The sequence below is a fragment of the Brenneria goodwinii genome (assembly GCF_002291445.1).
Taxonomy (GTDB): Bacteria; Pseudomonadota; Gammaproteobacteria; order Enterobacterales; family Enterobacteriaceae; genus Brenneria; species Brenneria goodwinii.
The window spans coordinates 1,598,351-1,611,481 of record NZ_CP014137.1; the positions used below are offsets into that span (position 1 = coordinate 1,598,351).

The 13,131-nt window shown below is 50.5% G+C and carries 11 protein-coding genes; 4 read left to right on the plus strand and 7 right to left on the minus strand.

What is annotated here, in order from left to right; translation table 11 throughout:
• Positions 1 to 87 precede the first annotated feature (87 nt).
• Positions 88 to 1,395: an MFS transporter gene (locus tag ACN28R_RS07180; protein ID WP_095834030.1), complete on the minus strand. Its 1,308-nt coding sequence runs from the start codon at positions 1,393 to 1,395 to the stop codon at positions 88 to 90.
• 404 nt (positions 1,396 to 1,799) lie between these two features.
• Here ACN28R_RS07180 and ACN28R_RS07185 point away from each other — a divergent pair, with 404 nt between their 5' ends.
• The gene (locus tag ACN28R_RS07185; protein ID WP_095834031.1) at positions 1,800 to 2,810 is read left to right on the plus strand and encodes a LacI family DNA-binding transcriptional regulator; all 1,011 of its coding nucleotides are present in this window, start codon (positions 1,800 to 1,802) and stop codon (positions 2,808 to 2,810) included.
• A gap of 2 nt (positions 2,811 to 2,812) precedes the next feature.
• Here the strand turns inward: ACN28R_RS07185 and rstB are convergent, their stop codons facing one another.
• Together rstB and rstA are read right to left on the minus strand one after the other, a co-directional pair.
• Entirely contained in the window at positions 2,813 to 4,126 is a 1,314-nt protein-coding gene (rstB, locus tag ACN28R_RS07190; RefSeq protein WP_048638788.1) for a two-component system sensor histidine kinase RstB, read from the minus strand.
• Positions 4,123 to 4,857: a two-component system response regulator RstA gene (rstA, locus tag ACN28R_RS07195; protein ID WP_095834032.1), complete on the minus strand. Its 735-nt coding sequence runs from the start codon at positions 4,855 to 4,857 to the stop codon at positions 4,123 to 4,125. The genes rstB and rstA overlap by 4 nt, the downstream gene beginning before the upstream one ends.
• A gap of 43 nt (positions 4,858 to 4,900) precedes the next feature.
• Here rstA and ACN28R_RS07200 point away from each other — a divergent pair, with 43 nt between their 5' ends.
• Entirely contained in the window at positions 4,901 to 5,113 is a 213-nt protein-coding gene (locus tag ACN28R_RS07200) for a hypothetical protein (RefSeq protein ID WP_145957967.1), read from the plus strand.
• Between the two features lie 98 nt (positions 5,114 to 5,211).
• Complete coding sequence (locus ACN28R_RS07205; RefSeq protein ID WP_095834034.1) at positions 5,212 to 5,640, plus strand: hypothetical protein; 429 nt, start codon at positions 5,212 to 5,214, stop codon at positions 5,638 to 5,640.
• A 120-nt stretch (positions 5,641 to 5,760) separates the two neighbouring features.
• Here ACN28R_RS07205 and dauA read toward each other — a convergent pair whose 3' ends face one another.
• Together dauA and chaA are read right to left on the minus strand one after the other, a co-directional pair.
• The gene (gene dauA / locus ACN28R_RS07210; protein WP_048638792.1) at positions 5,761 to 7,479 is read right to left on the minus strand and encodes a C4-dicarboxylic acid transporter DauA; all 1,719 of its coding nucleotides are present in this window, start codon (positions 7,477 to 7,479) and stop codon (positions 5,761 to 5,763) included.
• A 174-nt stretch (positions 7,480 to 7,653) separates the two neighbouring features.
• Complete coding sequence (gene chaA / locus ACN28R_RS07215; protein WP_048638793.1) at positions 7,654 to 8,754, minus strand: sodium-potassium/proton antiporter ChaA; 1,101 nt, start codon at positions 8,752 to 8,754, stop codon at positions 7,654 to 7,656.
• Between the two features lie 802 nt (positions 8,755 to 9,556).
• Here chaA and ACN28R_RS07220 point away from each other — a divergent pair.
• Positions 9,557 to 10,246 (plus strand): gamma-glutamylcyclotransferase, encoded by a 690-nt coding sequence (locus ACN28R_RS07220; RefSeq protein ID WP_095834035.1) that lies wholly within the window; start codon positions 9,557 to 9,559, stop codon positions 10,244 to 10,246.
• A gap of 65 nt (positions 10,247 to 10,311) precedes the next feature.
• On the opposite strand, the gene ACN28R_RS07225 is transcribed toward ACN28R_RS07220, so the two are convergent.
• Entirely contained in the window at positions 10,312 to 11,355 is a 1,044-nt protein-coding gene (locus ACN28R_RS07225; protein ID WP_048638795.1) for a DUF481 domain-containing protein, read from the minus strand.
• Between the two features lie 353 nt (positions 11,356 to 11,708).
• Positions 11,709 to 12,986, minus strand: a complete 1,278-nt coding sequence (locus ACN28R_RS07230) for an acyltransferase family protein (RefSeq protein ID WP_048638796.1) — start codon at positions 12,984 to 12,986, stop codon at positions 11,709 to 11,711.
• Positions 12,987 to 13,131: the final 145 nt, after the last annotated feature.

The following is a 13,131-nucleotide window of genomic DNA, read 5'->3' on the forward strand; positions in this document are numbered from 1 at the left end:
GTCATTTGTCAAATGCTGACGACGCGCCTTTTCTCACCAACTATTGTATGAAGGGGGAATATCTTCATGCTTATCCCCATGCACGCCCTAGAAACGGGGTTTGTCAGCAGTCTGAACAATTTGCTTATCGCTTTTGAAATAAGAACGAATACTTTCGACAACGCCGTGACCGGAAAGCGTAAAGGCGGAAATAACGGTAAAGGCCAATACAATACCGCCCAGAACCATATAGGTATCTTGAAAGCCCATATGATCGTACATGCGGCCGGCAAAGACGGACATGAAAATCATCGATAATTGCTTGCTGAAGCAAAAGCCAATGAGGTAAACCGTGGCGGAAAAACGGACTTCAAACACCTGGGTAATATATTTAAAAGAGCCTACCAATAGGAATGGCACCTCGAACATATGTAATATTTTCAGAATGACGACTTCAATGGCCGATGTGGCAAACGCCGAGCCGATAATACGCACCGACATGATGGCGCCGGCGAGCAATAGCGCGTTTTTACTACCGATGCGGGAAATGATTACCGGAGCGAAAAACATGACTGTCGCATTCAATAGTTCGCCGCCAGTGGTAACAAAGCCAAATATTTCAGTACCCTGCTGTTTAGTGGCAAAGAAAGAGGTGAAAAAGTTGGCGAATTGCTGATCGAATACATCGTAAATACAGGGTACGCCGACGATATACAGGATGAAGAACCATAATGCCGGTTTTTTCAGCAATTCAATGGCGTTTTTCAGATTAAACGCCGGTTTATTGGCGCCCAGTTTATCGACCACGTAAGCCGTGGATTGTTGATCGGGGCGGGCTAAAAATAACAAGATGGCCAGTATTAACGCACAGCCGGAAGCCATCCAGAATATTAATTCATTATTAACCGTATAGAGCATACCCACGATGGTGGCGCACAACGCCCAGCCAATACAGCCAAACATTCTTGTGCGTCCGTACTCAAAATTACTGTGACGGCTGACCTTTTCAATATAGGCTTCGATCGCATGAGAGCCGCCGGTAAACACAAAACCCAGATAACAGCCGCCAACCAACGCGCCAATAAAAATATTGAATTTTAACAGCGGGCTGAAAACGTAAATAAAGAATGGCGCGAACATAATTAATAACCCGACGATAATCCACATCAGGTTTTTTCTTAAGCCGAGCTTGTCTGACAATGGCCCCATGATCGGTTGGAAAGCCAGAGCAAACAACGAAATGCAGCCGAATACAATGCCGGTGTCGGTTTTACTTAAATTGTTAATATCATGCAGCCATATCGGGAAGAATGGGTAGTAAGAGGCCATGATAAAAAAATAGAAGAAGAAAAAGAGCCCGAACAACCAGAAATTACGGTTTCCCAGGTAGGATTTCTCTTCGCTTACTTCGTTCATAAACACCTCATGATGTCGCAGATAGTACAAAGGTAAGAGTGCTGCTTCTTTCATCGTTTCAGAGCGCTCTCCGTGGTTGCGGTTTGCTCGTCTATCTGCGCGGCCAATCGGTAACGTTCTGCATTAAACATACATCCGAAACGTTTAGATTTTGAATCTAAACGTTTCGGATCTGTGATGGGCTTAAAAAATTCATCTGCTGCGCCATCTGGTGTGAAGGGAAGAGCGACGAATAAAATGCTAAAGTCATATTCAACCGAACGTGGGGGACGGCGAAATGTTCGTATTGCCGCCGTAATAGAGAAAACTTTGATCCAGCTCTCGTTAAGTTATTGAGTTAATTTATATTAAATGGTAAATCAAATGGTTTTTTTTTCCCTTAAACATCAGATGCCAGGTTGAGTATGTCATTAAAAAAGATTGCTAATGAACTGGGGCTTTCCTCTACGACGGTCAGTCGCGCGCTGAATGGCTATGATGATGTTGCGGCCGCCACGCGCGAGCGGATTTTGGAAGCCGCCAGGCGGTTAGGCTATCAGCCCAATTCGATGGCCCGGCGTCTGAAAATGGGGAAAACCGATGCGGTCGCCCTTGCATATCCATCGCGGCCGCGCGTGCTGAATAATTCAACATTTCTGGAGATGATCGGTTGGATCAGTATCGAACTAGCGAAGTTCGGTATCGATTTGCTGCTTATTCCCGACGACCCCAACAACACGCATCACTCACTGACCCGACTGGTGGAAAGCCGGCGGGTGGATGCGTTGTTAGTCGCGCATACCCAGCCGGATGATCATCGTCTGAAGTACCTGCAGACACAGAATTTTCCTTTTCTGGCTTTAGGCCGCAGCCATTTATCCCAGCCTTATGCCTGGTTCGATTTCGATAATTATGCCGGTTCCGCTATCGCCGTAAAACGACTGGCCGAACTGGGGCATCGGCGCATCGCTTTTTTGAGCACTGACGGGCAGATCTCCTATGTGGAACAACGGCTGCAGGGTTACGTCGACACCTTGGCCAGTTGTTTGCTGCCGCAGCCTGCGGAGTACATACAGAAAGCCGAACCCAACCGCCCCGGCGGCTATCATGCCACTCAGCGTCTCCTGGCGCTTGATGAGCCGCCGACGGCCATTATTACCGACTGCAATATGCTGGGCGAAGGGGCAGCCAGCGCATTGCAACAGGCCGGGCGGCTGGGTAAGCAGGGGGTATCCCTGATCGTGTACGACGGTCTGCCGGATGACAACCTGATCGACGTCGCGGTAACGCCGATTATTCAGAATACGCGCACTAACGTGGGTAAACAGATTGCCGCCATGATGCGGCGTTTATTGGATGGCGCCGACCCACGGCAGGTTCAGGTTCTTTGGCAACCGGAACTTGGCAAGGGCGATACCGATTGCCCGCCCGTCTGACCTTATTTATGCGCTAGCGCCGCCTGTGGCGTGACGGCGCGTTTTATCGGCCAGGAAAAACAGAATCTGGCTCCGCCAAGCGAACTGTTATCCACGGCGATCGTCCCTTCGTGCGCGCGGGCAATGGCGTGGACAATCGCCAGCCCGAGTCCGCATCCGCCGCTGCTGTTTTCGATGCCCGCCTCCAGACGGATAAAGGGTTCAAAGATATGTTCACGCTGATCCGGCGCGATACCAGGGCCATCATCCTCAACGTATAAACTGGCCGTATTGTTATTGTCCATCAGCAGGCTGATATGCAATCGGCTGCGGCAGAAACGTAGTCCGTTGTTCACCAGGTTATTCAGCACGCGCTCCATCAAACGTTGATCGAAAAGGCCGAAATCCGCCGGGTTCAGGATATCCAGCGTGATGTTTTTATCCGAATGGACAAGCCGGAAGTCATCGACTTTGTTTCGTAGCCAGGCGGCAAGATCGAGGTCAGTCAGGTGCAACGAGACCTGCGGCCTGTCCAGCCTGGCGTAGGTAAGCAATTCGTCAATCAATGATTCAAGCTGGCCGATATCCCGGTTTAGCGCCTGCTGCTCTTCATCCGTCAGATTCTCACTGATGGCGAGCCGATAACGCAAACGCACCAGCGGCGTGCGTAATTCGTGGGCGATATTATCAATAAGTTGTTTTTTACTGGCGATCAACTGATTGAGGTTATCCGCCATCAGATTAAAGGCGATACCGAGGCGAAACAGGCTGGAAGTATTGTCAAAGTGGGTGCGTTCTTCAAGGTGTCCGTCACCCAAACGCAGTGCCGCGCTTTCCAACTGCAGCATCGCCTTCCAGTGGGGGCGCATCCACAGAAACACCGGCAGCGCCAGCGACAGACCAATGAGCAGGACCAATAACAGATCCAGACGGCGCATCTCATGCAGAAAAAACAGATAGGGAATGGGGCCGACCGCCAACACATAGTGGCTGCGGGGAATACGCTGGATAAACGTATATTCGTTGTCGAGCGCGACAATTTCGCCCTGATTCAGCCGCTGCTGCGTTTTCGGGCTTAATGCGTATTTATTCAGCGGTTCGATTTGCAGTTGAAACGACAGATTTAAATCAAGCTGGCTGATCGTTTTGTGCCAATCTCGCGGGGGAATGGTGCGCAGTTCGTTACGGATCAAATAGAGCGAACTTTTCATTAGGTCATCCATGGACTGACGTCCGGCGCGCTCCGCGGTGACTTTATAAACCAGCCCCACCAACAGCGTCATGACCACAAAGCAGGCGAACAGCAACAAAAAAAATTGGATGAACAATTTTCTCATGGCTCAACGTATTCCCAGGTGTTGGGAGCAAACAGATAGCCTTTGTTACGCACGGTTTTGATACGAAAGGGTTCCGTCGGATTGTCGTACAATTTTTTGCGTAAGCGGGAGATGGCGACATCAATGCTGCGGTCCATGCCATCGTAGCTTACTCCGCGCAGGTTTTTCAGCAGCGCATCGCGATCCATGATATTGCCCGCGTGCGTAGCCAGTTGCCAGAGCAAATCAAAGTCAGCGGTTGATAACGCGATGTTTTCCTCACCCAGCGTGACCTCACGGTTAACAGGGTCGATGCACAGCAAACCGAAGTGCAGGGGCTTATGAACCTGCAAAGGGGCGGAGACTTGCTCTATTCCGGCCTGCGGCGCATTGGCGTACTGGCGAAAATGCAGGCGCAGACGAGCGAGTAGCACCGCGGGCGGCGTGGTTTTCAGAATATAATCATCGGCGCCCATCTCCAGGGCCAAAATATGATTCATGTCGCTATCCAGCGAGGTCAGCAAGACAATTGGGCCGCTATATTGGGGGCGCAGCTCCCGGCAGAGGGTCATGCCGTCTTTACCCGGCAGCATGATATCGAGCAGTACCAGAGCAGGCCGCTGCCGTTCAATAAATTCCAGCGCCCGATCGCCTCGCGGTTCTACCTGAACATTAATATCGTGTTTGCCAAGATAAGCGGCAATCAGCTTACCGACTTCTGCATCATCTTCGATAAAAACAATTTTATACATGGTATCCGTGCTATCTGAAAATCGCTTCAGGTAGCATAGTCTGATGCTAAAGCAAGCTCCAGGCATGAAGCGTAAACGGGTGTTAACCTGCCTTCTCATTGCGCCAGTTCGGGATAAGCGGGGGCGTCTGCTGCCGATAACCGGAGCATTTTTCGCCAGAAATGAGCGGGGCAACGCCAGCCCGATTCGCCTTGCGCCGCCGGTAATCACTGTGGGCGCGGAAGAAAAAGTTGCCACCCTCAATACGCGAGGCTGACTGGTAAAATCACAGTAAACCGTGCCAATATACCCGGATAAACGTAAGGTTTCGTCGAAAAACTGGCGGTGAACCCACCGACGAAGAGGAGAAAGGGGATGGCGAAGTATCACCCTGAACCTGCATATTTCAGTGAAAAAATATGCATCGACTATACAGATTATCTGGCAGCATTGTGTAAGAAGCGCTGGCGTTTTATTGACGCCATTTATGGCGTCTGGCCGATTTTCGGCATGGTGATCAAAATACCGTTGTCCTGGCAGAAAGTGTCCGGCAAAGAGCGCCTGAAAATGCTGGCCCTGCAGGTTCTCTCCACTCAGGTAAGCGATGAAACGAACATTATAAGGCTGATCGAATTGGCGCGGCAGCAAGGCTTGCGGGCATTTGATATTCTGTTGCCTTACTCGCTGACCAATGAGCAACTGGGCGTAATTGATGAAGAGTGTCATGACGCGCTGGCGCTAACTCAGCAGGATGAACGTCTGTCTGTGCAGATCGTCGCCGAGCCGGGATCGTTTATGAAATAAATCGGCAACGCATGCCGGCGGCAACTAAAAAGGCACTCCTGCTGTCGCCGGAATGCCTTTGGTGCCTCAAGCCGATGTTTCCCTAGCGGGATAACGGCTGAGAAAAGCGCTTGTCGCAGCCTATACCGGCGCGTTTAATGACTTGGTTTCCTCGGTGGCCTCTAACGCCTGCGCTAAGGTGCCATAAAAACTGAGGCGGCCTTCAATCGGGTGTACATTCGCGCGCGCCAGCGTTTTCAGCGGTTGGAATGGAATATCGGTGATAATCAGCTGTTTCCCTTCCGGTAGCACGTCGCTGAAGCGGAGCAGGGCGTTTAACCCACCGGCATCCAGCACCGGAACGGCGTCCCACTGCAGAATGATTGTCTGGTAATCCTCGCTGCGCTCCAGCAATTCATTGAAAATACGTTCGGCGGCGGCAAAGAACAGCGGTCCGTTGACGCGTAGCACCAGTTGATGCGGCAACTGGGTTCCCGGCAATTCGCTCAGTCTAGTCATCCGCGCGATACGGCGCATAAACAACAGCGACGCCAGCACAATCCCGATAGTGATGGCCACGACCATATCAAACAGCACGGTCAGCGACATACACAACAGCATTACGATGATGTCGTCTTTCGGCGCGTGGCGCAGCAGATCGATGACCTTATGCGCTTCACTCATATTCCAGGCAACCATTAACAGCAATGACGCCATTGCCGCCAGCGGCAGATAAGACAGCCAGGGCGCAAGAACCAGCAGCGCCAGCAGTACCAGCAGGGAGTGAACGATGGCTGAAACCGGCGATGTCGCTCCGGCACGGACGTTGGCCGCCGAACGGGCGATGGCGGCGGTGGCGGTAATACCGCCAAAGAACGGGCCGATGATATTACCAAAGCCTTGACCTATCAGTTCGGCATTTGAGTTGTGTTTCTTACCCGTCATGCCATCCAGCACCACGGCGCACAATAATGACTCAATCGCACCCAGTACCGCCATCGAAAACGCGACCGGCAGCAGAGCGGAAATGCTTTGCCAACTGAGGGTCATGGACTGGCCGCCCGGCGTCGTCACATTCCAGGGCAAAACAAGCTGAGGCAAAATCGGCGGAATACCTTGCCCCTGAGTGCCATCGGCCAACAGGTAGCTGAAACGAGAACCAATCGTGGCGACATTAATGCCGAACAGCGACAAAACCCCCATCACTGCGACACCCGCCAGTAACGCAGGCAGATGTCCCGGCAAACGAATGCCCAGCTTAGGCCAGCCAATCAGCACCGCCAGAGTGACGATGCCAATCAGCGTATCGCCAATATGTAACGTTGGCATCGATTGAACCAGCGCGGCGACTTTGCCTACATAGTGCTCGGGGATCACGTCCATATGCAGACCGAAGAAATCCTTGATTTGCATCGTCCCGATGGTGATGGCAATCCCGGAAGTAAAGCCCAGCGTAACCGAGAGCGGAATATATTCAATCAACCGCCCAAAGCGACAGATCCCCATCAGCAACAGGAATATGCCGGAAAGCAGGCTGGCGACCAGTAAGCCTGAAAGGCCGTATTGTTGGGAGACCGGATATAAAATAACAACAAAAGCAGCCGTTGGACCGGAGACGCTAAAACGGGAGCCGCCGCTGACCGCAATAACGATCCCGGCGATTGCCGCAGTGTACAATCCGTATTGTGGAGGAACCCCGCTGGCTATTGCCAGCGCCATGGCTAGAGGGATAGCGATAATACCAACCGTGATGCCGGCAATAATATCTTGGGTAAAACGTTGTAATGTGTATTTTTCGCGCCAGCACGCATTAATAAGCGCGCTGAACGGTTTGATGCCGTTAATTCCATGCGTTTTCATCTAAAAAAGAACCAATAATAAAGAAAAACAAAATGGCGGGCCGGCTGGGTCCGTCGTAGACATACGCCGTATACGATACGCCTGATGTTCTTAGAAAATCCAGATATACATCAAGAGATGCTTGTTATGGAGACCGGCAATGCATATTTGCATTGCCGGTAAAAAAGCGGGGATTTAAAGCATAATGGTCATCAGATAGGCGGCGAATAACGCCAAATGCGCGCTGCCGCTTAAGACATTGGTCCTGCCGGTTGAAAACGTAATATGACACAGCACCAGTACCGACAGCATCACGACGATATGCGGCATATCCAGCCCGAAATTCAAGGTGCGGCCGGTCAGCATGGCGATAACGGTCACGGTGGGCACCGTTAATGAAATGGTTGCCAGCACGGAGCCGAAAAACAGATTCATCGCGCGCTGTACCTGATTTTTCAGCACCGCCCGGATCGCGCCCAACCCTTCAGGCGACAAAATCAGCAACGCGACCAGGAAACCGGTGAACTGGGCTGGCGCATTCATGGTCGTCAGCAACGCTTCCAGCGGCTGAGAGTCCATTTTGGTGACGCTGATAACGGCAATCAGGTGGACCAGCAACCATAGCGTGTGCCATAACGAGCTGTGCGCCGACGGCTTGCCATGATGCGGATCATCGGTGTCGCCTTCGTCTTCATGCTCGTAAACAAACAGGCTCTGGTGCGTGCGAGTCTGAATCAACAGGAACACGCCATACATCGCCGCGGAGATCAATGCCACGATCAGTGACTGACCCACGCTGAAATTACCTTCAGGCAAGGCGCTGGGGAAGACCAGCACAATCACCGATAGCGGAAAAATGGCCATCAGGTACTGTTTAATACCGCTCAGGTTGACATACTGAGTCGCAAACTTACGGCCCCCCAGCAGCAGTGCAAAACCAACCAGGCCACCGGTGACAATCACGATAATCGAATAGAGCGTATCCCGCATGAGGTCCGGGCCGGCATCGCCGGTGGCCATAAGCGCTGAAATCAGGCTGACTTCAAGAATAACTACCGATAGGCTGAGGATCAGCGAACCATAGGGTTCGCCTAAGCGATGGGCCAATACATCGGCATGACGAACAACGCTGAAGGCGCTGAACAGAATACCGGCCAACGCCAGTAAATTAATACCCAAAATGGCGAGGAAGTCTTGCGTGCCTCCCCACAGGAACAGAACGATCAATGCAACGATCGGCAGAATAAGTGAATATTCCTGATGGCGGGTTTTGACAACCTCAGAGTGAGACTTCATTACGGGGGTTCTCCTTATCCAGCAGAATTATGCGCTAGGCAAAAAACAACATGTATCAAAGCATTATTTTTAGCAATTAAGTTACTGAAAAGTAGTTATAGCGTAAAAAGAAAGTGTAGGTTAACAGATTTTATGGCTGCTCGCGGATTTTTTACTGATTTTTACGCTTGAAGACCATAATCAAAGTGAGTGGTCAGAATTATGTAATCTTCTTCCTATCATAATAATATTAAATATGTTTTTTTCATCATTTATTCCAGTATGGACTTGGTTATCCGAGTGTTTATGGCGACAATCTATTTTATTTAATCCTTTTCGACGATGAGTATCAGCGTAAAGCCTATACATGAGCATCTCCAGTCATGGCGGCAGAAAGCCGATAGCTGAATGTTCGTCGCCGAGCCAGTGGCAATCCGGATTTCGCATCCCTGGCTAAATTCGTATTCTCGCCGATTCGGGTCTACCGTTATCCAGTGTAGATTAATTCGGGGTATTTGGGCTGAATCGAGCGTTTTCTCTGGCTTCTCGGCTCTTCTTCAGGTTACTGCGCTGGCGCGGATTCATTAGATGCACTTTGATCTCTATTAGGTACAGTCTGCAAAACGCGGATTATCATTGTGTTACCTGAATGGGCGTTCTTGCATTTTTTGTGGGTGATATCAAACTTGATTGCGGCGCGGGAAATGAATAACCTCATGGTTATTACTGCCGTAAGTACCACCAAGCGACAGTGTTGGGGTTTAAGGATTGAACGATAACAGGCCTGATAGGCAGTAAATATATGGTCCAGGAGTGGTAAGTCGTGTTAACACGTGATTTTTTGCAGAAAGCGGATTGTAGGACGTCTTTTGGATGTATTGATGAATCGTTATTACTCACGCCGCAACAGCGTACCGCGTCATTAGAAAAGACGTTGGCCCGTCGTCCCGATTGCGGCCCGGTTTGGGTATTTGGCTATGGTTCACTGATGTGGAACCCGGTTTTTGATGCAGAAGAAGCCTGTCTGGCTACCTTGCATGACTGGCATCGGGCTTTTTGCCTGCGCCTGACTGCCGGGCGGGGGACGACGAACCGTCCAGGCCGCATGCTGGCATTGATACCGGGCGGGAAAACCACCGGGCTGGCTTTTCGTTTGTCTGAGTCTTCATTGCGTGAAGATCTGGAACTACTGTGGAAGCGTGAAATGCTGACGGGGTGTTATCGCCCTGAATGGTTTGAACTGCAGCAGAAAAATGGTGACATTGTCACCGCATTGGTCTTCGTTTCAGCCATGGAACATCCGCTCATTGAAGAAGACACCTGTATTCAAAGGGTGGCCCCGCTCATAGCCCAAGCCAGCGGGCCGCTGGGAACCAATGCGCAGTATCTGTTCGCGCTCGAACAAGAATTGAAAAACTATGGAATGGAAGACAACGAGTTAAGCGAATTGGCTCAGCAGGTTCGTCGGCTGCAACAACAGCAAGATGCTGCGGATAATGAAGGTCAGCGCTGAACAGACAGTCAGCGAACGCCACTTTCATGAGATTCGCTGACTGTATTTAAGCAGAACGCGGTAAATTACCAGCCGACGCCCACCCCCATGGTGTACAACGTATCGTTAACATCACCCTGCTTGCTTTCGGTGCGGGTACGCGACACCTTCATACTCAAAGAAGACCAGTTGGTCAGTTTGAAACGCAAACCGGCATCGGCTTTCAGGTAAAGCGGGGCGGTAGAGTCGAAGGAGCGACCCAGTTCACCGCTGGTGAAGGCTTCCACCGATTTACTGAACAGAAAACGGTTGTAATCCCATTTTACGCCGCCAGTGTAGAAGTTATCTTCATCGTTATCCTGATAGACATACGTCTGGGTACTAACCAATGACGTCAGTGAAAATGCGCCAAGATCGTTATCCCAGAACTGATAGCCAGGACCAAGACCGAATGAACGGCTGATTTTAATATTCTCGATCCAATCACGTTTGTATTGGTAACGACCTTGCCAAAACCAGTTCTCATCCAGAAACTTATCCAGCGCATATTCGCCGCCGGCATTCTTGGTGCTTTCTACGTCGTTTTCTTTTGCCAGGTGATAGCTGGCGTCAATATTGTGACGCCAGGTGCCATGCCGGGCCTGCGTACTAAGGGTGGCGTCATAATTTTCTGTTTCAGTCGAACTTTTCTTGTGTGACATCCCTGCATCAATGTTGCCTTTCCAGGATAGATCCGTTACCAGCGGCTTCTGGGCAACAATGGAGGTAATATCCGAGAGCTGCAATGTTTGCGGGCCGGCAGCGTCGTTGGAAATGGATGGCGTAGCGATAATCGCGCGATTTTCCCCGGCCTTAACCACCGGATAGAGTTCGCCTTCCTTATAACGTTCGCCCTGAATCACCAGCCCATGATCGGTTTCAAAGGTTTTTACCTTATCCCATGAAACGGAGATTGAGCCCGCATAATCGGTGGTGATGAACAATTTACCGCCGTCGAGCAGTGTGATCTTACCGCTGATCTGGTCGCCGTTCGTTAGCCAAATGGTGTCAGCACGGCTTTCAGTAATGCCCGTGGAGGCAAGGGTGATAGCCAGACTCAGGGAAGATATTACGTGTTTGGATAGTGTCATTTTGCCAAGTAAACAGTAGTGACAAGGTTTGAAAGACGTCATTTAAGACGTACGGCCGATGAATCATGAACCGGTTCAGCCCGGACGTGAAACATTAACAGGAATTGAATGGATGCTCTAGCCTAAAACCGCGATTGATTAGAATGTAAATAGTTATAAAAGATACGATTGATTATTAACAGCTATAACGCGATGCTCATCACATTCTCGTTATATACTCGTCATACTTCAAGTTGCATGTGCGTTGGCTTTCCTCACTCACCCCAGTCACTTACTGGTGTAAGCTCCTGGGGATTCGCTGCGTCGTCGCCTTCCTGCAACTCGAATTATTTAGAGTCTAGCTGTTGAAAGATTTAGGTTGCGCTTTGTGAGCGGGGCTGCAGGTTGTTATTTAGATAACGCGCCGTCAAAAATTGACGTACACGGAAAACAATTTGTTCCTGGAACAGCACGCACAGCACCACGGTGGATAGCAGGAAAATAGCGTAGCCCGTCAGGGATAGCTGAACCTGTCCGGCAGCGGCGATACATTGACCCCAATCGCTAAAGCAGGCCAGCGGATCGCCTCGCACCAACTGCTCAAGCGTACGAAATAAATTAAACAACGGCACATGCAGCGCGAAGATTGATAACGATGAAGCGCCCAGTCGCGGCGACCAATGCCGCAGCCAATCGCTATTGGGTTCACGGGCTAACGCACTAATGCAGACCAGCGCTACCTGTGCCGGCAGCAGTAAGCCGTTATGCAGCAGAAAATACCAATACGCCTCACCATGGGTGAACAGCCAGGTGCCAATAATAAAATTGGCAATAATGAAGAGAATAATGCCGTAGTACTGTCCCTTGCTTAGCGGATCTATTCCCTTTTGACGGTAGTTGCGGAAGATGGCATAACCCAGAATCCCGGCCAGAAACTCAGGTAAACGGAAGATGGGTCCGCGTTGCAATAAGCCGGTATAGGGCATGCCGTACTGCTGTTGCCAGATAATCCAAATCGGCGGTACCAGGTATAACAGGCAAACGATCCCCATCCACATCCAGGGATGAACGCTTCTGAGCAGGCGGGGCGCCAGCAGGGGAAACGTCAGATAGAAAAAGAAAAGGGTGGAAAGCGACCACAACGGGGCATTGAACGTCAGGAAATACGGGTTCCATGCCTGCAACATTAATAGCTGCAATAGACCGTTGAACGCCAATTGCGCGTTAGTCATATAGTGGCGCAGCGTTTGCGGATCGACGTTCGGCTCGTTGGTGTCATAAATCACAAAACGGGCGCTGGCGACTTGCCCTTCGGGCGGTATGGCAAGCCATTGCATCAGGGTGACGACCGCAATCGACGCCAGCAACGCAATAATATGAATCGGATAGAGATTAAATAAACGTTTAGCCCAGAACCGGCGCGCGGGTTCACGCAGACGCCCGTCTCTTATGTAAACATGCGCCAATAAAAAGCCGGACAGGACAAAAAACGTGCTGGTGGCAAAAAATCCCATACTGGTGAGTTCATTTAAAAACGGCACGCGGTCACGCTGGGGATAAATATGCACCGTGTGATAAACCATCACATAGCAACCGAGCAAAAATCGCAGCCATTCCAGCCCGATAAATCGCTCTTTACTGACTTCCTTCATGTTGTTCCTCAGTAAGCCTGTTGAAACAGCGGGAAAGTGCTGTAATAAGCAGTTTAGCCGAGGGGGATATCTCATTAGCTAGGATTACTTCTATAATCGATTATAAATATCAACTTCGTTTAGGAAACGTTTACAATCGGAAAGC